This window comes from Bradyrhizobium manausense, from assembly GCF_018130615.1.
GTDB classification, from domain to species: Bacteria; Pseudomonadota; Alphaproteobacteria; order Rhizobiales; family Xanthobacteraceae; genus Bradyrhizobium; species Bradyrhizobium manausense_A.
In genome coordinates, this window is sequence record NZ_JAFCKB010000006.1 from 61,967 (window position 1) to 82,907 (window position 20,941).

Annotated in this window: 19 protein-coding genes; 12 read left to right on the top strand and 7 right to left on the bottom strand. The window is 64.0% G+C overall.

Annotated features, from left to right (window positions below; translation table 11 throughout):
* Positions 1–12 precede the first annotated feature (12 nt).
* From JQ587_RS13530 to JQ587_RS13545, 4 genes are all read left to right on the top strand, one after another.
* The gene (locus JQ587_RS13530; RefSeq protein WP_249154310.1) at positions 13–1,896 is read left to right on the top strand and encodes a sensor histidine kinase; all 1,884 of its coding nucleotides are present in this window, start codon (positions 13–15) and stop codon (positions 1,894–1,896) included.
* Between the two features lie 235 nt (positions 1,897–2,131).
* Positions 2,132–3,835 (top strand): DUF3300 domain-containing protein, encoded by a 1,704-nt coding sequence (locus JQ587_RS13535; protein WP_212425604.1) that lies wholly within the window; start codon positions 2,132–2,134, stop codon positions 3,833–3,835.
* On the top strand, positions 3,832–4,749 hold the full coding sequence (locus JQ587_RS13540; RefSeq protein WP_212425605.1) for a DUF2950 domain-containing protein: 918 nt from the start codon (positions 3,832–3,834) through the stop codon (positions 4,747–4,749). The genes JQ587_RS13535 and JQ587_RS13540 overlap by 4 nt, the downstream gene beginning before the upstream one ends.
* Positions 4,733–5,188 carry a hypothetical protein gene (locus tag JQ587_RS13545; protein ID WP_212302411.1) on the top strand — a complete coding sequence of 152 codons (456 nt, stop codon included), beginning with the start codon at positions 4,733–4,735 and terminating at the stop codon, positions 5,186–5,188. The genes JQ587_RS13540 and JQ587_RS13545 overlap by 17 nt, the downstream gene beginning before the upstream one ends.
* Before the next feature lie 3 nt (positions 5,189–5,191).
* On the opposite strand, the gene JQ587_RS13550 is transcribed toward JQ587_RS13545, so the two are convergent.
* Positions 5,192–5,728, bottom strand: coding sequence for a GNAT family N-acetyltransferase (locus JQ587_RS13550; protein WP_212425606.1), 537 nt, complete (start codon positions 5,726–5,728; stop codon positions 5,192–5,194).
* Positions 5,729–5,891: 163 nt separating this feature from the next.
* Between JQ587_RS13550 and JQ587_RS13555 the strand changes: the two genes are divergently transcribed.
* From JQ587_RS13555 to fabI, 4 genes are read left to right on the top strand one after another with little or no spacing between them, the layout of a single operon-like run.
* The gene (locus tag JQ587_RS13555; RefSeq protein ID WP_212425607.1) at positions 5,892–8,120 is read left to right on the top strand and encodes a DUF3141 domain-containing protein; all 2,229 of its coding nucleotides are present in this window, start codon (positions 5,892–5,894) and stop codon (positions 8,118–8,120) included.
* Between the two features lie 29 nt (positions 8,121–8,149).
* Complete coding sequence (locus JQ587_RS13560) at positions 8,150–9,112, top strand: phosphate acetyltransferase (RefSeq protein ID WP_249154324.1); 963 nt, start codon at positions 8,150–8,152, stop codon at positions 9,110–9,112.
* 5 nt (positions 9,113–9,117) lie between these two features.
* Positions 9,118–10,332 (top strand): acetate/propionate family kinase, encoded by a 1,215-nt coding sequence (locus JQ587_RS13565; RefSeq protein ID WP_212425609.1) that lies wholly within the window; start codon positions 9,118–9,120, stop codon positions 10,330–10,332.
* The gene (gene fabI, locus JQ587_RS13570; protein WP_212425610.1) at positions 10,329–11,117 is read left to right on the top strand and encodes an enoyl-ACP reductase FabI; all 789 of its coding nucleotides are present in this window, start codon (positions 10,329–10,331) and stop codon (positions 11,115–11,117) included. The genes JQ587_RS13565 and fabI overlap by 4 nt, the downstream gene beginning before the upstream one ends.
* A 171-nt stretch (positions 11,118–11,288) precedes the next feature.
* Here the strand turns inward: fabI and JQ587_RS13575 are convergent, their stop codons facing one another.
* The 5 genes from JQ587_RS13575 to JQ587_RS13595 all read right to left on the bottom strand — a co-directional run bounded on the left by JQ587_RS13575 (position 11,289) and on the right by JQ587_RS13595 (position 14,669).
* Positions 11,289–11,747 carry a MaoC family dehydratase gene (locus tag JQ587_RS13575; protein ID WP_212302417.1) on the bottom strand — a complete coding sequence of 153 codons (459 nt, stop codon included), beginning with the start codon at positions 11,745–11,747 and terminating at the stop codon, positions 11,289–11,291.
* Positions 11,748–11,758: 11 nt separating this feature from the next.
* Complete coding sequence (locus JQ587_RS13580) at positions 11,759–12,409, bottom strand: 3-oxoacid CoA-transferase subunit B (protein ID WP_212302418.1); 651 nt, start codon at positions 12,407–12,409, stop codon at positions 11,759–11,761.
* A gap of 4 nt (positions 12,410–12,413) precedes the next feature.
* Positions 12,414–13,061: a CoA transferase subunit A gene (locus JQ587_RS13585; RefSeq protein WP_212302419.1), complete on the bottom strand. Its 648-nt coding sequence runs from the start codon at positions 13,059–13,061 to the stop codon at positions 12,414–12,416.
* An 82-nt stretch (positions 13,062–13,143) separates the two neighbouring features.
* On the bottom strand, positions 13,144–13,746 hold the full coding sequence (locus tag JQ587_RS13590; RefSeq protein ID WP_212425611.1) for a hypothetical protein: 603 nt from the start codon (positions 13,744–13,746) through the stop codon (positions 13,144–13,146).
* Positions 13,743–14,669 (bottom strand): alpha/beta fold hydrolase, encoded by a 927-nt coding sequence (locus JQ587_RS13595; RefSeq protein ID WP_212425612.1) that lies wholly within the window; start codon positions 14,667–14,669, stop codon positions 13,743–13,745. The genes JQ587_RS13590 and JQ587_RS13595 overlap by 4 nt, the downstream gene beginning before the upstream one ends.
* Before the next feature lie 129 nt (positions 14,670–14,798).
* Between JQ587_RS13595 and JQ587_RS13600 the strand changes: the two genes are divergently transcribed.
* Both JQ587_RS13600 and JQ587_RS13605 read left to right on the top strand, forming a co-directional pair.
* Positions 14,799–17,306 carry an alpha/beta hydrolase gene (locus tag JQ587_RS13600; protein ID WP_212425613.1) on the top strand — a complete coding sequence of 836 codons (2,508 nt, stop codon included), beginning with the start codon at positions 14,799–14,801 and terminating at the stop codon, positions 17,304–17,306.
* Between the two features lie 9 nt (positions 17,307–17,315).
* A complete protein-coding gene (locus tag JQ587_RS13605) occupies positions 17,316–18,179 on the top strand; it encodes an alpha/beta fold hydrolase (RefSeq protein ID WP_212425614.1) in 864 nt (287 codons plus the stop codon).
* A gap of 26 nt (positions 18,180–18,205) precedes the next feature.
* On the opposite strand, the gene JQ587_RS13610 is transcribed toward JQ587_RS13605, so the two are convergent.
* Complete coding sequence (locus tag JQ587_RS13610) at positions 18,206–19,153, bottom strand: 2-hydroxyacid dehydrogenase (protein WP_212425615.1); 948 nt, start codon at positions 19,151–19,153, stop codon at positions 18,206–18,208.
* A gap of 100 nt (positions 19,154–19,253) precedes the next feature.
* On the opposite strand from JQ587_RS13610, the gene JQ587_RS13615 reads away from it, so the two are divergent.
* The gene (locus JQ587_RS13615; RefSeq protein ID WP_212302425.1) at positions 19,254–20,009 is read left to right on the top strand and encodes an SDR family oxidoreductase; all 756 of its coding nucleotides are present in this window, start codon (positions 19,254–19,256) and stop codon (positions 20,007–20,009) included.
* A gap of 44 nt (positions 20,010–20,053) precedes the next feature.
* Positions 20,054–20,935, top strand: a complete 882-nt coding sequence (locus JQ587_RS13620; protein ID WP_212425616.1) for an NAD(P)-dependent oxidoreductase — start codon at positions 20,054–20,056, stop codon at positions 20,933–20,935.
* The last annotated feature ends 6 nt before the right edge of the window (positions 20,936–20,941 follow it).

Below are 20,941 nucleotides of genomic sequence, written 5' to 3' on the forward strand. Positions count from 1 at the left end.
CTGAGCGGGCACATGTCCAGTGTTTCGGTCAGGCCGTGGCCAGCCGCGGCCGCGCTGTTGTGCCTGAGCCTGTTCGTCGCGCTGTGCCTCTCGCCCGAGCGGGCCGGGGCCGTCGAGCGAAGCCGGCGCGGCGAGCTCAAGCGCGTGTTGGTGCTGCATTCCTTCGGCCGCGAGTTTCGGCCCTGGAGCGAATATGCACGCGACATCAAGGCCGGGCTCGAGGCGCAATCGCCCTGGCCGCTCGATATCCAGGAGCACGCGCTGCTCACGGCGCGCTTCAACAATCCCGGTCCCGAGGCGCCGTTCGTCGAGTATCTGCACTCGCTCTACCAGGGCGCAATGCCCGACATCGTGTTGAGCATCGGCGCGCCTGCCGCACGGTTTGCGCAGAAATACCGCGCGCGACTATTCCCCAATACGCCGCTGATTCTTTCCGCGGTCGAGTATCGGCTGATCGATCGCGCCGATCTCCGCGACAACGACGTGGTCGTGGCGATCCGCAACGATTTCGTGGCCGCATTCGACAACATCCTTCGGCTTCTGCCGGACACCAAGTCGGTTGCGATCGTGATCGGAGCCTCGCCGCTCGAGAAGTTCTGGATCGAGGAGGTGAAGCGGGAGCTGAAATCGTTCGACGAGCGGTTGGAGCTCGTCTGGTACTCGGACTTGTCATTCGAGGAGATACTGAAGCGCGCATCGGCCCTGCCGCCGCATACGGCGTTGTTTTGGGGGCTGATGTCGGTCGATGCGGCCGGGGTCGCCCACGAGAGCGACATTGCGCTGCGCAGCCTGCACGCGGTCGCGAACGCCCCGATCTTTTCCTACCAGGAGCCCTTCTTTGGCGACAGCACCGTCGGGGGACCGATGCATCTGGTGGGGGAAACGACTTCGAGGACCGTCAGCGCAGCGATCGGCATTCTCGGCGGAGCGGATCCGGCCAGCATCAAATACGAGCCGATCGGCTTCGGTGTGCCGAAATATGATTGGCGGGAACTGAGGCGCTGGGGCATCAGCGAAAGTCGCCTGCCTCCAGATAGCGAGGTTCTGTTTCGGGAGCCGAATATCTGGCAACGCTATCGCTGGCAGATGTTGTTGATCACGGCCGTGTTCCTGGTGCAGGCGGGCCTCATCAGCGGCTTGCTGCACGAGCGTCGCCGTCGCAGGTTCGCCGAAGTGGAATCCCGCGAGCGGCTGACAGAGCTTGCTCACGTCAATCGCTATTCCACCGTCGGCGAGCTCACGACGTCGATCGCCCACGAATTGAACCAGCCGCTTGGATCCATCCTGACCAATGCCGAGACGGCGGAGCTGTTGCTCAAGGCCAACTCGCCCGATCTCGACGAGATCAGGCAGATTCTTGCCGATATCAGGCGCGACGACCAGCGGGCGAGCGAGGTGATCCGCAGGCTGCGCGCCGTTCTGAAAAAGACGCCGTTCGAGGTCAAGAACATCGAGCTCAACGATACTGTCCGCGAGGCGATCGGCCTTGCGAAGACCGTGGCCGACGGACGTCGCATCACGTTGACCTATATGCCTTTCCAGACCGAGCTGCACGTCAAGGGCGATCCGGTCCAGCTTCAGCAGGTCATTCTCAACCTGATCATCAACGCGATGGATGCGGTCTCCGATGCGGACACCGGAAAACGCGAGGTCAGCGTCTCGACCCTGCGGACCGGCCATCAGGCTGAGATCAGGATCACCGATACCGGCCCCGGAATAGCAGCGCCCGATCTTGAAAACGTCTTCGATCCGTTCTTCACGACCAAGCCGCAAGGCATGGGCATGGGCCTTGCGATCGCCAAGACCATCGTCGAGGCTCATCACGGCGTGATCGCCGCGTCGAACCAATTGGCGGGTGGCGCGCTGTTCACGATCCGGCTTCCGATGGCGCGCTGACGGGGCGGTATCTTGATCTTGATCGGCGCCGGCGTTCGCAGCGACGCCGACATTGCTGAGGTGATCGAGACTGCTGCGCGCGCCGGTGGCGGTCTGGTCGTGCCGCCGGATGGCGGCTTCTTCGGAACACTCTCGCGCCGCAGCAGCCTCGACGACCTGGTTTCGTTGATCTCGATCAACAAACGTCGGCGGGCCGGCTCGATCTTCCGACACGGAAAGGGTGAAGGAGGATGTCATGTTCCGCTGCGGCAAGATCCTGATGGCGCTTGCGTTCACAATGGCGACGTCGCCCGCTGCAATGGCGCAGACACAAACGGTACCTGCGACGCCGGCTGCGCAGGCGCAGCCGGCAAGCCCGTCTGCACCGTCAGCCGAGTTGCTGAAGCCCGCAGAGCTCGAAGCTCTGGTCGCGCCGATCGCACTTTATCCCGACGAATTGCTGGCCAACGTGCTGGCCGCCTCGACCTATCCGCTGGAAGTGGTGCAGGCCGACCGCTGGCTGAAGGAGCGCAAGACCCTCAAGGGTGAGGCACTGAAGACCGAGGTGGACAAGCAGGCCTGGGACGACAGCGTCAAGGCGCTCGCCAGCACCGCCGATGTCCTGACCATGATGAGCGACCAGCTCGACTGGACCAAGAAGCTCGGTGACGCCTTCCTCGCGCAGCAGCCCGATGTGATGGACGCAATCCAGCGCCTGCGCAACAAGGCCTATGACAACAAGAAGCTTGTCACCACCAAGCAGCAGAAGGTCAGCGTGCAGTCGCAGGAAGGCAAGCAGGTCGTCGTGATCCAGCAGGCCGATCCCGCGGAGATGTACGTGCCTTACTATGATCCGGCGACCGTCTACGGCAGCTGGCCCTATGCGGAGTATCCGCCGTATTATTGGGGCTATCCGTCCTATATCGGCGCCGGCATGGTTGCGGCCGGCATCGCGTTCGGCACGGCCTGGGCGATCGGTCGCTGGGGCAATTACTGGGGCGGCGGCTGCAACTGGGGCAATCGCAACGTCTACGTCAATCATCGCACCACCAACATCGGCAACGGCTGGCAGCACAATCCGGCCCATCGCGGCGGGGTGCGCTACAACAACAGCAATGTCCAGCAGCGCTTCGGCAACAACAACGTGCGGGCCGGCGCGTCGGACCGGATGGATTTCCGCGGCCGTGACGGCAACCAGGTGTTGCGGCCCAATCAAGGGGCCGGAGATCGCGCGGGCGATCGTGCAGGAGATCGAGCAGGAGATCGCGCCGGTGATCGCGGCGGGGCCGGGGATCGCGCCGGCAATCGCGGCGATCGTGCGGGCGGAGATCGCGCAAGTGCTGGAACTCGCGATCGGCCGGGCGGCGGCGATCGGGCCGGTGCCGGCGATCGCGCCAAGGGAGGCGCCAAGGGAGGCGCCAAGAGCAGCAATAAGAGCGGCAACAAGGGTGGCGGCGCAAAGGCTGCGAACCGCGCCGGTGGCGGTGCGGCCAATCGTGGCGGTGCCATGAACGTGTCCTCCGGCCGCTCGGCGGCCGCGGCATCCGCGCGCGGCCGCGCCAGCATGGCGAGCATGCCGCGCGGTGGCGGCGGTCCGAGCATGGCCGGCCGCGGCGGCGGGGGCGGAATGGCGATGCGTGGCGGCGGCGGAGGCGGTTTCGGAGGAGGCGGTCGCGGCGGCGGTGGAGGCCGGCGCTCCGACATCGCGTTGAAGCACGACATCGTTCTGCTCGGTCATCTCTCCAACGGTCTCGGCTACTACCGCTTCAGCTACATCGGCAGCGACAAGGCCTATGTCGGCGTGATGGCGCAGGAGGTCGAGCGGGTGATGCCTGATGCCGTGACTCGCGGCGGCGACGGCTATCTGCGCGTCCAGTATGAAAAGCTCGGCCTGACATTCCGCAGCTACCGCGACTGGCTCGCCGGCGGCGCGAAGATCCCCGCGGAGGTGACGCCATGACCGGGTTGAAAGCTTTCCGCCGCGCCGTATTGCCGGGCCTCACGGCGCTGGCGCTGCTTGGCTCTGCAACTCAGGCACAGCAATCCTACAAGACGCCCGAGGACGCCGCGGCTGCGCTCGCCGCCGCGATCAAGAGCGGACCAAGCGACATCCTCAAAGTGCTTGGCAGGAACGCGGAGGACATCGTCTCATCCGGCGACGAGATCGCCGACAAGGACATCCAGGCGCGTTTCTCGTCGTTGTACGACGCCAAGCATGGCATCAAGGCGGAAGGCAACAAGACCGCGACCCTTATGCTCGGGCCGGACGACTTCCCGTTCCCGATTCCGCTGGTCAACACCAGGACCGGCTGGGCGTTCGACACCGACCAGGGACGCATCGAGGTGCTGCGCCGGCGCATCGGCCGCAACGAGCTCGATGCGATCCAGACCGCGCTCGCCTTCGTCGACGCGCAGAATGAATACGCCGACAAGGATCGCGGCGAGGGCGCCGGTGTCTATGCCCAGCGCATCGTCTCCTCGCCAGGCAAGAAGGATGGTCTGTTCTGGCGCGACGATAGCGATCCGAGCCCGCTCGGCGCGCTGGCAGCCGAGGCTTCGAAGGAGGGCTATCGCGCGGGCGATGTCGGACCTGTGCCCTATCACGGTTACTACTTCCACATCCTCACAGGGCAGGGCCGGGATGCGCCCGGCGGCGCGCTCAATTACGTCGTCAAGGGCAAGATGATCGGCGGATTCGGCCTGATCGCCTGGCCTGCGGAATACGGCAACTCCGGCATCATGACCTTCCTCGTCAACCATGCCGGCACCGTCTACCAGAAGGATCTCGGCAAGCGCACGGCCTTCACTGCAGAGCGTACGACGCTGTTCGATCCCGACGAGACCTGGAAGAAGGTCGATGCCACAAAGCCCTGAAGGGCGGACGCGCCAGTTCCGCTTGATCGCGCTCACGCTGCTCGCGCTCGGTCTCGCAGCGCCGACGCCGTCTTTTGCGCAGGCGGCTGCGCAAGTTCGTGCCAAAATCGTCAAGGCCGGCCTCCTGATCGGAGGCGGCGCGGGCAGCGGTGTGCTGACCTACCGCGGCAAGACCTATCCGTTTAGGATCAGCGGCCTGAGTTTCGGTATCACGGTCGGTGCTACCGTCGGCCGGTTCGATGGCTGGGCCTCAGGGATTCGCGAGGTCGGCGATTTCGCCGGCACCTATAGCTCGGTCGGCGGCGGCTTTGCGCTGGTGGGCGGCGTCAATGGTGTTCACCTCCGCAACGAGAAGGGTGTGACCATCGTGCTGCAAGGCCCAAAGGCGGGCCTCGAGCTCGCCGCCAATATCAGTCAGATCACGATCGCCTTGAGATGAGGCTCACGCGGGCCGCGCAGCGGCAAGATCGAGAACCAGGCACACGGTTCTCGGCTCTTCACTCCGCGCAGGTCCGAAACCGTACTTCGCGAACACCTTGCGCATCGATGCGTTGTCGGACAGAACCTCGGCCGTGAGTTCACGCAACCCATGCACCCGCGCAATGTCGATGAGATGCCTCAGCAGCAGGGTGCCGATCCCGCGCCCTTGCCAGGCATCCACCACGACGAAGGCCATCTCGGCCCGGCCGCGATCTGTGACCACATATCGGCCACCGCCGACGATGGCGGGACGCCCCTGTTCCTCGACCCAGGCGGCCAGCGCGACGTGGTTGTTGAAATCGACGTCCATGAAGAAGGCGCGCTCCTTCTCCGAGAAGTGTCGCTTCATCACGAAGAATCGACTCTGTAGGGAACTCGGGCCGGTGCGATCGATCGCCGCGAGCATGTCTGCTTCGTCGCCCGGCCGAAGTGCGCGGATCTCGATCGGAGTACCGTCCTTCAATACCGCCGGTGTGCGGTAGGTTGCGATTTGTGACATGCCGATGTCGCTCCGGCAGCAATTGGCTCGTCAAGCAAGTCGCGCGCCGCATGACGCCTGCGCAGGATGAGAGCCTTTCGAGCGGGCAGAGCATCTTGACCTAGATCAACGTTCGCTCCTGCACGGCGCCGTCAATTGTCGAGCGCGGCGGAGAGGTCGAAACATGTCTATGGACAAGGCGCAAATTCCCGGTGGTCCAATGTCGGGGCTCGTCGCTTCGGCGGTCGAATACATGATCGATGCGGGGCAGCGCAGTGTCCTGTTCCTCGACATCATGCGCCGCCGCGGCGATCAGTACAGGGAACACGTCGCGCAGACCGCGCCGCACGTTCTGCAATATACTGCCGAGCTGATCATGGACGGTCGCAAGCTCGACGATCCCGTCAACTACGCGCTCGTGCGCATCGTTCCGCCTGATGGTGTCGAGATCGACCTGGACCGGCGGCCGTTCGTCGTGGTCGATCCGCGCGCGGGCCATGGTCCCGGCATCGGCGGCTTCAAGGCCGATAGCGAGATCGGGGTGGCGATGAAGGCGGGCCATCCCTGCTATTTCATCGGCTTCTTGCCGGATCCGATGCCCGGTCAGACCATCGAGCGCATCGCGCGTGCCGAAGCCATCTTCATCGAGAAGGTCATCAGCCTTCATCCGGATGCAGACGGCAAGCCCTGCGTGATCGGCAATTGCCAGGCTGGATGGGCCGTCATGATCCTGGCCTCGCTACGCCCTGAGCTGTTCGGACCGCTGATCATAGCCGGCGCGCCGCTCGCCTATTGGGCCGGCGTGCACGGAAAATATCCGATGCGGTACTCGGGCGGGCTGCTCGGCGGAAGCTGGCTGACGGCCCTGACGTCCGATCTCGGCGCCGGCAAGTTCGACGGTGCGTGGCTGGTGCAGAATTTCGAGAACCAGAACCCGTCGAACACATTGTGGACCAAGCAATACAACGTCTATTCCAACGTCGATACCGAAGCGGACCGCTATCTCGACTTCGAGCGCTGGTGGGGCGGTCATGTCAACCTCAATGCCGAGGAGATCCAGTTCATCGTCGATGAGCTGTTCGTCGGCAACAATCTTGCCGCGGGCAACATCGAGATGTCCGACGGCCGCAAGGTCGATCTCCGCAACATCAGGTCGCCGATCGTGGTGTTCTGCTCCGAGGGCGACAACATCACGCCGCCGCAGCAGGCGCTGCACTGGATTCTGGATTGCTATGCCGACGTCGACGAGATCAGGGCCTACGGCCAGACCATCGTCTACACCGTGCACAAGAGCATCGGCCATCTCGGTATCTTCGTGTCCGGTGGTGTTGCGAAGAAGGAGCATGCGGAATTTTCGGGCAACATCGACCTCATCGACGTTCTGCCGCCCGGGCTTTACGAGGCCACGTTCGAGGCGAAGGGCGAAGAGACCGCAAGTTCGGATCTGGTGGTGGGGCAGTGGGTGATGCGCTGCGAGGCGCGGACGCTCGACGATATCCGCGCCATGGGCGGCAATTCGCCCGAAGACGAGCGGCGCTTTGCGACCGCCAAGCGCGTCTCGGAGATCAATCTCAAGGCCTATCAGAAATTCGTCCGGCCCTGGATCAGGGGCATGGTGACGCCGCAGATGGCGGAATTGGCTCACAACATGCATCCGTTGCGGCTGCAATACGAGCTCTTCAGCAGCAAGAACCCGTATATGGCCACGGTGAAATCGTTGGCCGAGAAGGCCGAGGAGGAGCGCAAGCCGGTCGCGGCGGACAATCCGTTCCTGGCGTTCCAGGAGCAGATGTCGAAGCAGATCGTTCACGCGCTGGACAGCTGGCGCGATTCGCAGGAGGCGCTCAGTGAAGCGATCTTCCTCAGCGTCTATGGATCGCCGGCGCTCCAGGCGGCCGTCGGGATCGATCCCACTTCCGCACCATCCCGGCAGCGTGAGATGTCCACCGAGCATCGTGCCATGCTCGGGAAGCGGGTCACCGAACTGAAGTCGCGGATCGGCGAGGGCGGTCTTCGCGAAGCTGCACTGCGCGCCTTGCTCTATGTCGGGTCCGCGCGCGGGATGGTCGACGAACGCAGCATCGAGGCCCTGCGCCAGATCCGCCGGGACCACGGTGGCCCGCGCATGACCCTGCCCGAGTTCAAGATGCTGGTGCGGGAGCAGTTCTTCATGCTGTTGCTCGACCGTGACGGGGCGCTTGCCGCCATTCCGAAGATGCTGCCTGACGACGTCAATTCTCGCCACGGCGCGTTCGAGGCGATCGAACGGGTGCTGTCGGCCAGCGAGGACGTCACCGGTGAGCGCGCGAGGCGGCTGGCGCAGATCGCCAGCCTGTTCGGCATCGACGCGACAGGGGGGACTGAAAAGGCGTCGAATGTTGCCCCTTTCGATCCGAAGGCGAAGGCGTCGTAGCGCGGGTTGCAAGGATCGGGAGCGAAATGATGTCAGCAGATGCGACGAATACGCACTCTCCCAGCAAGTACGATCGCCTGATCGCCGCAGCGAAGGCGATCCCACCGGCGCCAACCGTCGTCGTGCATCCCTGCGACGAGACGTCGTTGCGGGGCGCCGTCGACAGCACCGCCGCCGGCATCATCCGGCCGCTGCTGGTCGGGCCGGAACGGAAGATCAGGGATACGGCCGCCAGGTTCGCGTTGGACATTTCCGGCTACGAGATCGTCGACGCCGCGCACAGTGACGAAGCCGCCGCGAAGGGCGTGGAATTGATTCATGCCGCCCGCGGTGAGTTGCTCATGAAAGGCAGCTTGCACACCGACGAGCTGATGCGCGCCGTCACCGCGAAGGTTGGGGGGCTGCGGACCGACCGGCGCATCAGCCATGTCTTCGTCATGGACGTACCGGCCTATGCCGAGACCATCTTCGTCACCGACGCCGCAATCAACATCTTCCCTAATCTCGATGCCAAGCGCGACATCATCCAGAACGCGATCGACCTCTACAACCAGGCCGGCTTCGGTAAGTCGCCGCGCGTCGCCATCCTGTCGGCGGTCGAAACGGTCACGTCGAAAATTCCATCCACGATCGAGGCGGCGGCACTCTGCAAGATGGCGGATCGCGGGCAGATCACCGGCGGCGTGCTCGACGGACCGCTCGCGTTCGACAATGCGATCGATGTCGAGTCCGCGCGCATCAAAGGCATCAAGTCCGAGGTCGCCGGCCGTGCGCAGATCCTGGTCGTACCTGATCTCGAATCCGGCAACATGCTGGCCAAGAATCTCGCTTATTTCGCCAAGGCCGACGGCGCCGGCATCGTGCTCGGCGCGCGCGTGCCGGTCGTCCTGACCTCGCGCGCCGATACCCCACGGGCGCGGATGGCGTCCTGCGCCGTCGCCGCCCTTTATGCCCACGCCCGGCGCCAGAAGGCGCCGGCTGTTGCGGTGTGAGCGCCATGGACAGCATCCTTGTCGTCAATGCCGGCTCGTCGAGCGTCAAGTTCCAGGTCTTTGCGGTCGAGTGCGAAGGCAGGCTTCGCCGCACGATCAAGGGGCAGATAGACGGCATTGGCAGTCGTCCACGCCTGCGGGCGAACGGGGCGGGCGGCGATCCCATGGCCGACCGCGCCTATCCGATCGAAGCGGTCGGGGACGTTCCCGCGGCAATGGAGATCGCCGGCGCGTGGCTGCGGAATGAAGTTCGCATTCAACCGCTGGCGGTAGGGCACCGCGTCGTCCATGGCGGGCCGGACTTCGAGCGGCCGGTGCTGGTCGACCATGGCGTGGTGGCGCGGTTGGAGCGCTTCGTGGCTCTGGCACCGTTGCATCAACCGCACAATCTGGCGCCGATCCGCTCGATTCTCGCCGGCTTCCCGGCGGTGCCGCAGGTCGCCTGCTTCGACACCGCATTTCACCGCACGCATGGTCCGCTGGCCGATCACTACGCCATCCCGCACCAGCTCCATGCCGAAGGTGTGCGACGCTACGGCTTTCATGGGCTTTCCTATGAGTACATCTCCAGGAGCCTGCCGCAGATCGCGCCCGCGATCGCAAAACGCCGGGTGATCGTCGCCCATCTCGGCAGCGGCGCCTCGATGTGCGCCATGAAGGAGGGGCTGAGCGTCGAGAGCACCATGGGGTTCACCGCGCTCGACGGGTTGCCGATGGGCACGCGTCCGGGCCAGCTCGATCCAGGCGTTGTGCTGTACCTGATTTCGGAGAAGGGAATGACGGCCGCGAAGGTGCAGGATTTCCTCTATCGCGACTGCGGCTTGAAAGGCCTCTCCGGTGTCAGCAACGACATGCGCGAGCTCGAGGCAAGCACCGATCCGCAGGCGAAACTGGCAGTCGATTACTTCACCTATCGCATCGGTCTCAATGCCGGCATGCTTGCCGCCGCGCTTCAGGGCCTCGATGCCTTCGTCTTCACCGCCGGCATCGGCGAGAATTCGAGCGGCATCCGCGTGCGCGTGGCGGAGCGGCTCGGCTGGCTTGGCGTGGCCCTCGATGCCGCCGCGAACGACCGCCATTCGCGCCTGATATCGGCGAAGTCCAGTCTCGTCCCGGTCTATGTCATACCGACGGACGAGGAGTTGATGATCGCGCAGCATACGCTGTCGCTGCTGATGGGCGGCCAGTCGCCTAACCCCAGAAATGAGAGGGTGTCATGATCCCAGTATTTCCGGACAGCAAAGTTGCTTTGAAGGGGAAGAAGGGCCTCGTCGTCGGCATCGCCAACGACCAGTCGATCGCCTGGGGCTGTGCCAGGGCGTTCCGCGCGCTCGGTGCCGATCTCGCCGTCACCTATCTCAACGATCGCGCCAAGAAGCACGTCGAGCCGCTCGCGCAGGCCCTGGAAGCGCCGATTTTCATGCCGCTGGATGTCATGGTCGAAGGCCAGACCGAAGCGGTGTTCGAGCGCATCAGGTCGGAGTGGGGTCAGCTCGATTTCCTGCTTCATTCCATCGCCTTCTCGCCCAAGGATGCACTGCATGGCCGCGTCGTCGATGTCGGTCGCGACGGCTTCCTGAAAACCATGGACGTCTCGTGCTGGTCGTTCCTGCGGATGGCGCATCTGGCCGAGCCGCTGATGAAGAACGGCGGCACGATGTTCACCATGACCTATTACGGCAGCCAGATGGTGGTGGAGAACTACAACATCATGGGCGTGGCGAAGGCGGCGCTCGAGGCCTCCGTCCGCTACGTCGCCGCGGAGCTGGGCCCGAAAGGCATCCGCGTGCACGCGATCTCGCCGGGACCGCTTGCGACCCGCGCGGCCTCAGGCATTCCGGAGTTCGACGAGCTGATGGACAAGGCGCAATCCAAGGCGCCGTCGCGCAGCCTCGTCAGCATCGACGATGTCGGCAATGCCACCGCGTTCCTCGCGCTCGATGGCGCCAAGCTGATCACCGGCAGCGTGCTCTATATCGACGGCGGCTATCACATCATCGATTGATCGCGCATCCGCGTGTTGTCGCGCCGGGTTGGAGCGTCCGGGCACATGAGCCGATGGTGGCATCTTGCCCCTGTTTTGCCCGACGGGTCAAGAAATTTTCGCTAAATCGGAAAATGATCGTGTCGTCGGCCCCATGGCTACGGTGCATGGGGTTGTTTTCCGATTTTTGTTTCAGCGGTAGTGCAAGGCGATCAGCTCGGCGATGCAGGCCGGTTTCTTGCCGCCCTCGATCTCGATCACGAGATGATAGTTGACGCGCAGTCCGTCCGGCGGCACGTCCTCGGCTTCGGCGACCGTGACGCGGCCGCGCAGCCGTGAGCCCGCCGGCACCGGGGCGAGGTACCTGATCCGGTCCGCGCCGTAGTTGAGCGTATTGCGCAGGCCCTTCAGGCCGATCACCGAGCGGATGAACAGCGGCGCGAGGGCGAGTGAGAGCAGGCCATGAGCGATGGTCTTGCCACCGGGCATCTCCTTGCTCGCGCGCTCCTGGTCGACATGGATCCATTGCTCGTCGCAGGTCGCCTCGGCGAACTGGTTGATGCGCTCCTGTGTGATCTCGATCCAATCGCTGGCGCCGATCTCGGTGCCTACAGCCGACTTGATCTCGGCGAAGTCGCTGAATATCCGCATGGTCGTCCTGCTCAGAGTCTCATGTCCGGAACATGATCGGGAATGGCCAGTTCCGCCTCCGTCAGCGCCAGGACCTCGCCGACGCTGATGCCGGGCGCGGTTTCCAGCAGCGTCGCCTTGCCCTCAGGGAAGCCGATCACGGCCAGGTCGGTGACGACCAGATGGACCGGGCGCGCCGAGGTCAGCGGTAGCGAGCATTTCGCCACGATCTTCGACTTGCCCTTGGCCGCGTGCTGCATGGCGATGATGACGCGCTTGGCGCCGCTGACGAGATCCATCGCGCCGCCCATGCCCGGTACCATCTTGCCTGGGATCATCCAGTTGGCCAGATGGCCCTGCGCGTCGACCTGAAGGCCGCCGAGCACGGTGACGTCGACATGGCCGCCGCGGATCAGCCCGAACGACATGGCGCTGTCGAAGACGCAAGCGCCCGGCAGCGCGCTGATCGGGCGGCCGCCGGCGTCGGTGAGCGTCGGATGGGCCATGCCCTGCTCGGGAATCGGCCCCGTGCCGATCAGCCCATTCTCCGATTGGAAGAAGACCTTCAGATCGGATGGGACATAGTTCGCGACCAGGGTCGGAATGCCGATGCCGAGGTTGACGAGATTGCCGCTCTTCAGCTCCTTGGCGACGCGCCGGGCGATGACGATCTGCGGATCCATGATGTCACCCGTTGGTGATGAGATAGTCGACAAGAGGTGCGGGGGTGACGACGTGATCGGGTGCAATCACGCCAACGGGCACGATATGCTCGGCCGTCACGATCACGGTGTCGGCCGCCATGGCCATGACCGGATTGAAATTGCGGGAGGTCAGCGCATAGGCGAGGTTGCCGAGATAATCGGCGAGGAAGGCGTGCACCAGCGCGAATTGCGCGCGCAGTGCGGTCTCCAGCAGGAACGGCTTGCCGTCGACCTCGATCTGGCGCTTGCCTTCGGCGACGAGCGTTCCGACGCCCGTCGGCGTCAGCACGCCGCCGAGGCCGCATCCGCCGGCGCGGATGCGCTCGACGAAGGTGCCTTGCGGAACGAGGTCGACGGCGATCTGGTTCGCCAGCATCTGCTGCTGCGCCTTCGGATTGAGACCGATATGCGTTGCGGTCAGCCTCGACACCAGCGCCTGATCGAACAGCTTGCCGACGCCCTTGCCGGGCGTCGCCGCGTCGTTCGAGATCAGGGTCAGGCCCGTCTTGTTCTGGCGCACCACTTCGTCGAGCAGGCGCTCCGGCGTCCCGACGCCCATGAATCCGCCAACCATGACGCTGGCGCCCGCCGGAATCATCGCAACGGCTTCTTCGACGGAAACGGCCTTCATGATCGAACTCCCGGTCGGGCGGCAGCGTCCGGATGTTGGTGCCCGGCGACGATCCTCCCTTGATCTGCATCAAGGCTTCCAATCATTCCATTCCGGGCGCGTCGATGCCGATGCTGCCGAGCAATTCGCGCCAGAGCTTGCGGACGCCGGCGTGACGTTGCGCGAGCGCCGCACTCACGACGTCCCGATGCGGCGCAAGATCCGCGCTCTTGAGAAACAGGATCTGGGCCTGCAGCAGCCGGCCGCTCTCGAACTCGATGCGGCGCAGCGCCATGACGAAAGGATCCTGCGTATTGGCCTCGACCGGAAGCAACGCGGCCGGCCGGATGCCGGCATGCACGGCATGGGCGAGCGTTGCAAGGTGCACCGCCTTGGCAAGGCGAGGGTCTGCGATCCCTTCGACCGGCGCAGGCAACCATGCGGCCTCCCAGGACGCGACCATGTATCCCAGCGATAGATCCGGCACCCAGGAGGTGGCGCGCAGCAGCAGCGAGACGATCTCGCTCTCGCGATAAAACTGCGCGTTCAATTCGCTTTGCCATGCCGCGTCGAGCCTCGCGGGCAGCGTGAAGGCGAATTGCCGCGCGAGCGCACCATGCGCCGAGATCAGGAATGCGGCGATCCGCGTCTGTTGGCGCGGCGGAATGCGGCCGTCCGAATCGAGAGGACCGAGGAAGCCGCTCATGGCCGTGCTCGCCTGACAGGGATGGCGCGCAGATGATCGTAGCCGGCGGGAAACGGCGTAAGCTCGCCGCCGGGCTCGTCCGGCGCCACCCAGACGGCTTGATTGCCCTGCCAGCGCCCGGCCAGCACGTCCTCGGCAAAGCGCGCAAGCAGATCGGCCGTCAGTGCGCCTTTCTCCAGCGTGAAGGCGTGATAGGCCTTCGGAATGATCACCAACGAGCTGTTGGGAATCTCGACGCGCAATGTTTCGTGAAGAGCGCGCGGCGTGAGGAAATCGAACTCGCCGTTGAGGATCATTGTCGGAACAGAGATCGCGGACAGGCGCGGCGTGAGCGGCCGGAAGTCGAGGAAGGATTCCATCAGGTTCTGGAGCGCGTAGACGTCGTTCACCAGCCAGCCCTGCCGCTTGACGCTGTCGAGCTTGTCCAGCAGCGGCTTCAGCCATTGGTCCGACAGGTTCATCGGCAGCAGGAGGTCCTGGAGATAACCAGTGCCGCCGAGGATCAGTCCGGTCCGCAGGGCGTTGCCCAGCAGAGAAAGCTGGGGCGACAGCTCTGCAAAGCAACTCATCGGTACGAGCCCGGATAGCCGCTTCCCATGCTCGATTGCATAACGCAGCGCGATCAGGCCGCCAAAGCTGATGCCGCTCAGGAAAATCGGACCGTCCCCAAGCTCGTCGATCAGCAGGCGCAACGCGGCGACCTGGTCGTCCTGGCTAATGTAGAGCGTCGGCTTGTCCGAAGCGCCCTGGCCGAGCAGATCGAACGTCGCAACGCGAAAGCGTCGCGCCAGCAGGGCCTCGCGATAGGCGCTCCACAACTCGGAATATTGCGTAAGCCCGTTCACGAGCACATAGGCAGGCGCCCCCGTCGGCCCGTCGAGCTCATAGCGTATCCGATACGAGCCGTGGCTGAGGAAAGGCATCACAAAAGGCCACCAACATTTTGATGCCTTCGATCCTCAACCTCCACGACGGGATTCCGTTGAGTTAGATCAAAGCTCTCCGTGCCGGGCTTCCTAGCGTTCGAAAAACTGTCCAGGGAGGAAGCCGTCATGACCGGGACCGATATTGCGAAGCGTTGCTTCGTTAGCTTGATCGTATTGCTGGTCGGCACCGCACTTGCAGTCGCACAACCCTTCAGCCGCCGCTCGTCGCAGGTGCAGCATGACGGGCTGAAGAAGACCTACGAAATCGCCAACTTCCGCCTTGGCGGCAAGTACGACCTGACTGATCCTTCGAAGTGGGAGAATGGCGGCGAGGGGGGCGTCACGCTGGAGTCACTCGGTGCCGGAAAGCTGCACACCGCCTACATTGCTATCGGCAACGCGCGTCGCAACGCCGCCGGCGAGATCACCAATGCCGTCGTGATCAACTCCTACTATTCCGGCGATTCCACCGACATGTACGAACAGTGGGTCAAAGGTGCTGCACTGTCTGGCGGCGTGCCGATCATCGGTCCGGGCCGCCCGATCGATACCGATCGCTACTATGTCATCATGGTCGATCCGCTCGGCACGTGGGGTGCGAGCAAACCGTCCGACGGCCTCGGCATCAAGTTTCCGCAGTACAGCTACTACGACATGGTGCAGGCCAATTACCGCCTGCTCCGCGACGAGCTGAAGGTCGCGCGCGTCGCACTCGTGACCGGCGTGTCCATGGGCGGCACCCAGACTTACGTTTGGGGCGTGATGCATCCGGAATATATCAACGCCCTGATGCCAATCGGCGGCACCACGCAGTCGGATGGCGACGATCCCGTCGGCAACTGGACGTTCCAGATGATGACGGCGGCGATTCAGTCCGATCCCGTCTGGCAGTCCACCAATGGCGATTACTACAAGCTACCAAAGGAGAAGCATCCGGTCCCGGGCGTTGCGTTCGGCTGGTCGATTCTCGGAATGACCGGTTACGACTTTGCCTTCCGCACGACCCAGAACTGGCCAGCCGTGCAGCCGGAGATCTTCTACTGGGATCCACCGAACGAGAAGGCGGGATTGAACGTCACGAACCGCGCCAAGCTCTATGACGCTGTTGACCTCGTCTGGCGCAACCGGGTCGGCGAAACCCACAACATCAACCCGTATCTCGGCCGCATCCAGGCGCGCACCTTGGTGATGCATATCACCAACGATCTCTGGCTTAACTTCAAGCTGGCGCAGAAGGCCGTCGATCGTGTGCCGGGCGCGGACCTGATCGCGCAGGAGAGCCCGGTCGCCCATTACGGCGTGTTCCCTATCATCAATCAACGCAAGAACGATCCGAAGTTCGTCGCCTTCATGGACGACGTAGCGGCGCTCGATCGCGCCCAGAAATTCGTCGACAAAAATTATCGCGTGCCCGACGTCGCCCAGAACATCGATCCCAAGAAGTCGTTCTGGAAGGCCTATGTGACCTATCCTTATCCGGTCAAATTCGCGGACGCCAAGGACAAGAGCGGCAACTCCTGGGAAATCGGCTACATGGATGAGTATGCCGGCACCGACAAGGACCCGAAGGTGCTCGTCATCATTCACGGCAAGGGCGCATTTGGTGGGCACTACGGCAACATCATGCAGTACGCGCTGCGCAGCGGCCTGCGCGTGATCGTGCCTGACCTGCCGCATTACGGCATGTCGGGGCCCGGCAATCTTGACAAGAGCCCGGCGCGCACGATGCAGGACATGCGCGAGGTGATCTACGACCTCCTCGTCAACCAGCTCGGCGTCAAGAAGGCGTATTATCTCGGCCACTCGCTCGGCGGCCAGTTCGTCGTTGGCTATGCCTTGACCTGGCCGGATGCGGTACAGGGCCTCGCTTTAGAGGCGCCGTCGGGCCTCGAGGAGTATCCGCGCGAGATCACGATCGCGAAAGACAAGAAGGCGCTGCTGTTCGCCGACGGCCTCGGCCGCGACTTCGACAAGTGGAAGCAGGTCTGGGACCAGACCGGCATTCTTGCCGCGGAAAAGGCACGCGACGAGCAGAACATCCGCGACTTCTTCTATTTCAAGAAGCGTGATCCGGACACCGGCGCGGTGTCGGCCGCAAAGAGCGGCTATTTCTTCAGTGACAGCGAATATGCCCGCTTCCACACCGAGCAGCGCGTTGGGCTCACCAAGGGCAACCCCAAGGAGCTCGAGCAGTGGTGCAACGTTTTCATCTTTGACATCTACACCATCGGTGCCGAACTCCAGCAGGATGATCCGAAGAACCTCTATGAGAGGGTCACCCAGATCAAGGCGCCGATCTTTCTCGCATTCGGCGACAAGGAGCCGTTCATTCCGACGCCCGCCTTCAATGGACTGACGGACCTCGGGCGCGACGTCATCACGCCCTTCATGACGCGGATGACGGCTGTCGGCAATCGGCCTATGCTCAAGATCTATCCGGAGACCGGACACTTCATCCACACCGACAACCCCGTGGAATTTTCCGTCGATGTCGTGGACTTCGTGACCAAGGGAACGGTCGATACGTCGTCACCGCTCGGCACCGACCGCATGATTAAGGGCGCGGTCGTGTCGGCCCTGCCGGTGGCGCCGACGCCGCCCGGTGCGGCGCCGACGGCGGGCTTGAATAAATAGGGCCTGTCCATGCCGAGAGTTCAGGCGGGTGAAGTCCAGCTTGGCTGGCGGGAATGGGGACGAGGCGACGTCACCGTCGTCTTCATTCACGGCAATCTCGCCAGCAAGGACTGGATCGAGCTCGCCGCGCCGATGTTTCCGACCGGGCTGCGCGTCATCGCCATTGATTGGCGCGGCTGCGGTGACAGCGACCGGCCGAAGCCCACGGCGGACTATTCCAACTATTCGATGCAGCAGCACGCCGAGGACATGCTGGCAGCGCTCGATGCGCTCGGCATCAAATACTGCCACCTTGCGACCCATTCCACCGGCGGCATCATCGCCGCGCGTATGCTGCTCAATCAGCCGCAGCGTTTTGGCCGTGTCTTCGCGCTCGATCCGGTGACGCCGCTCGGAATGGCCTTCAACGCCGACCAGATCGGGTTATTCAAGGCAATGATGGCGAGCAAGGAGCTGACGCGCAGCGTGATGGCCACCGCCGCCTCATCACTGTTTGTCCCGGAGACCATGGCGCCAAACATGATCCCGCGCTTTCGCGACGGCGTCGGAGAGATTCAGGTGCTATTCGATCGCATCATCGAGCAGACCTTTGCCGTGTCGGCGGGGATCTGGATCGGAACGCCGGTCAACCTGACGCGCGAGAGGGAGAGCCGCGAACTGGAGCGGCGCATGCCGGAGATCCGGCATCCGCACCTTGTATTGTGGGGCGAGTGTGACGGCTGGATTCCACCGGCAGACCTCCGCGCCATGGCCGAAGCCATGCCGGATTGCCGTCTGGTGATCGTCCCCGGCATAGGTCATTCAATGAATCTCGAACGGCCGGCACTCTATGCCGGCTATTTCGGGGCCTGGTTCGGAGGACTTGCCGCGTGACGGTCGGCCACCTGGAATGGAAGACGTCAGGGGACCGGTGTCGGCGGCGGCAGGCCGGCGAAATGCGCGGCGAGATTGTCTCGCATCAACTGACCCATGGCCTTGCGAGTCTCGGTCGTGCCGGAGGCGTGGTGAGGCTGTAGCAGCACATTGGGGAGGTCGAGAAATCGCGGATCCAGCTTCGGCTCACCCTCGAAGACGTCGAGCGCCGCCGCGCCGAGCTTGCCGCCCGTCAGCGCCGCGATCAGCGCCTCTTCGTCGATGTTGGAGGCCCGTGAGACGTTGACGAGGAGTCCGTCGGGACCGAGTGCTTCGAGAACATCACGCCCCACGATGTGCCGTGTCGCTGCCGAGGCCGCGAGCGTGACGAACAGAACATCCGATCGCGCAGCGAGCGCGATGGGATCGGCGATGAAGGTCCAGTCCTTGCCGTGTGGCTTGGCCTCGACATCGGAATAAGCGATGTCCATGTCGAAGCCGGCCAACCGGCGTGCCACTTCAAACCCGATCCGGCCGAGGCCGAGCACGCCGGCGCGCTTGCCCCAGGCTCGAGTCCTCAGCGGATAGAGCCCCTTGGCGGCCCATGAGCCGTCGCGCACCCAGCGCTCTGCGCCATTCACGCCGCGCCATTGCGCAAGCATCATCGCAATAGCAAGATCAGCCACGTCCTTCGTCAGCACGTCGGGCGTGTTGGTCACGACGATGCCGCGCTTCCGGCAGCTGTCCAGGTGTACCGCATCGAAGCCGACGCCGTAGACCGAGATGATCTCCAGCTTCGAACAGGCCGCGATGAGCTCGGCATTCGCACCGAGCTCGCCGCGCGTGGCGATGGCGCGGACACGTGGACCGACCTCGGCGAGGAGGGCCGGCCGGTCGCTTGCCTCGAAATAGCGGTGCATGGAGTAAGCTGCATCGAGCGGGACCTGATCCCACTCCGGATAGGGGCCCATTTGAAGGACTTCAGGCTTCGACATGTGGGTGAGCGCTCCTCTTGGCCACGATCTTGACATTGCATGTTATCGATAACATAGTGTGATGGAGAATGAATGTCGAGATGCAAGAAGAGGAGGCAGGGTGACGATCAACTTGTTCGATCTGACAGGGCGCCGCGCCCTCGTCACGGGATCTTCTCAAGGCATTGGCTTTGCGTTGGCGCGCGGCCTGTCTGAAGCGGGTGCGGAGGTCGTGCTTAACGGCCGCGACGAAACCAAGCTCGGTGCTGCCGCCAGCTCCATTGCGGGCGCACGAACGCTGGCCTTCGACGCCGCCGACCACGCCGCAGCGCGCGCGGCCGTCGATCGCTTCGAGGCCGACGTCGGGCCGATCGACATTCTCGTCAACAATGCGGGCATGCAGCACCGAGCGCCGCTCGAGGAGTTCCCGGCGGACGCATTTCAACGCCTATTGCAAACCAACATCGCCTCGGTCTTCAACGTCGGCCAGGCTTGCGCGCGCCACATGATCGGACGGCGCGCCGGCAAGATCATCAACATCGCTTCAGTGCAAACCGCGCTCGCGCGCCCGTCGATCGCGCCCTATACGGCGACGAAGGGAGCAGTTGGAAACCTGACCAAGGGCATGGCGACGGACTGGGCGAAACACGGCCTTCAAGTCAACGCCATCGCGCCGGGCTATTTCGATACGCCGCTCAATGCTGCACTGGTCGCAGATTCCGCTTTCTCGGCCTGGCTCGAAAAGCGCACGCCGGCGGGCCGCTGGGGCAAGGTCGAGGAACTCGTCGGGGCCTGCGTCTTCCTTGCCTCGCCTGCGTCCTCCTTCGTCAACGGACACGTGCTCTATGTCGATGGCGGCATCACGGCTTCGCTCTGAGGCTCGTCGTCGAAGCATTCCCTTGGGTTATCGCGGAGGGTCAAATGTCCCGTTCAGTCGCATTGATCGGCGCCGGCGCTATGGGCGGCGCGATTGGAACTCGACTCGCCGAGACCAGGACCCGTCTGCTGGTGTTCGATCTCGATCCTGCAAAGGTCGCTAGTCTTGTCGAAAAAGGCGCGACCGCAGCCATCACTGCCGCGCGTGCTGCGGTTGAAGCCGACGCAGTGATCCTCAGCCTCAACTCGCCGAAGATCGTGCGCGCCGCCGTGTTCGGGCCAGCGGGCGTTGCCGAGGGCGCGCGCAAAGGCACGCTCATCATCGATATGTCTTCGATCGATCCGCAATCAACGCGCGAGCTTGCGAAAGACGCGACCGCAGCCGGTCTGCGCTGGGTCGACAGCCCGCTGTCAGGCGGCGCACCAAAGGCCTTGATCGGCCAGCTGACCTGCATGGCCGGCGGAGACGCTGCCGATGTCGCCGAAGCGCGGACGGTCCTCGCCGAAGTCGCCTCGAACTTCACGCATATGGGCCCGAGTGGCGCGGGGCAAACCACGAAGCTGATCAACCAGGTCCTGTGCGCCCTGAACTTCGTCGCCGTCGCCGAAGCGACCGCGCTGGCCGAAGCTTCCGGCGTCGATGCCGCGAAGATCCCCGAAGCGTTGCGCGGCGGCCGCGCCGACAGCGCCATCCTCCAGGAATACATGCCGCGCTTCGCCGCACGCGATTATCGTCCGACGGGCCGCATCGACAACATGGTCAAGGACCTGAACGGCGCGCAGGATCTGGCACGGCAGACGGGCATCGCAATGCCGATGACCGTCGTCTGCGCCGAGATCCATCGCCTTTTGACCGCGATCGGGTGTGGCGCGATGGACCAGGCCGCGCTGATGGAATTCTGGGCGGCGCGCACGCCGCCGGCGTGAACGCGC

Bases quoted from the DNA above. Each gene is read 5' to 3' on its own strand.
- JQ587_RS13560 (WP_249154324.1), top strand. From the start codon at position 8,150: ATGTCAGCAGATGCGACGAATACGCACTCTCCCAGCAAGTACGATCGC.
- JQ587_RS13540 (WP_212425605.1), top strand. From the start codon at position 3,832: ATGACCGGGTTGAAAGCTTTCCGCCGCGCCGTATTGCCGGGCCTCACG.
- JQ587_RS13565 (WP_212425609.1), top strand. From the start codon at position 9,118: ATGGACAGCATCCTTGTCGTCAATGCCGGCTCGTCGAGCGTCAAGTTC.
- JQ587_RS13550 (WP_212425606.1), bottom strand. From the start codon at position 5,728: ATGTCACAAATCGCAACCTACCGCACACCGGCGGTATTGAAGGACGGT.
- JQ587_RS13530 (WP_249154310.1), top strand. From the start codon at position 13: ATGTCCAGTGTTTCGGTCAGGCCGTGGCCAGCCGCGGCCGCGCTGTTG.
- JQ587_RS13585 (WP_212302419.1), bottom strand. From the start codon at position 13,061: ATGAAGGCCGTTTCCGTCGAAGAAGCCGTTGCGATGATTCCGGCGGGC.
- JQ587_RS13555 (WP_212425607.1), top strand. From the start codon at position 5,892: ATGTCTATGGACAAGGCGCAAATTCCCGGTGGTCCAATGTCGGGGCTC.
- JQ587_RS13610 (WP_212425615.1), bottom strand. From the start codon at position 19,153: ATGTCGAAGCCTGAAGTCCTTCAAATGGGCCCCTATCCGGAGTGGGAT.
- JQ587_RS13580 (WP_212302418.1), bottom strand. From the start codon at position 12,409: ATGGATCCGCAGATCGTCATCGCCCGGCGCGTCGCCAAGGAGCTGAAG.
- JQ587_RS13595 (WP_212425612.1), bottom strand. From the start codon at position 14,669: ATGCCTTTCCTCAGCCACGGCTCGTATCGGATACGCTATGAGCTCGAC.
- JQ587_RS13590 (WP_212425611.1), bottom strand. From the start codon at position 13,746: ATGAGCGGCTTCCTCGGTCCTCTCGATTCGGACGGCCGCATTCCGCCG.
- JQ587_RS13535 (WP_212425604.1), top strand. From the start codon at position 2,132: ATGTTCCGCTGCGGCAAGATCCTGATGGCGCTTGCGTTCACAATGGCG.
- JQ587_RS13605 (WP_212425614.1), top strand. From the start codon at position 17,316: ATGCCGAGAGTTCAGGCGGGTGAAGTCCAGCTTGGCTGGCGGGAATGG.
- JQ587_RS13575 (WP_212302417.1), bottom strand. From the start codon at position 11,747: ATGCGGATATTCAGCGACTTCGCCGAGATCAAGTCGGCTGTAGGCACC.
- JQ587_RS13600 (WP_212425613.1), top strand. From the start codon at position 14,799: ATGACCGGGACCGATATTGCGAAGCGTTGCTTCGTTAGCTTGATCGTA.
- JQ587_RS13620 (WP_212425616.1), top strand. From the start codon at position 20,054: ATGTCCCGTTCAGTCGCATTGATCGGCGCCGGCGCTATGGGCGGCGCG.
- JQ587_RS13545 (WP_212302411.1), top strand. From the start codon at position 4,733: ATGCCACAAAGCCCTGAAGGGCGGACGCGCCAGTTCCGCTTGATCGCG.
- fabI (WP_212425610.1), top strand. From the start codon at position 10,329: ATGATCCCAGTATTTCCGGACAGCAAAGTTGCTTTGAAGGGGAAGAAG.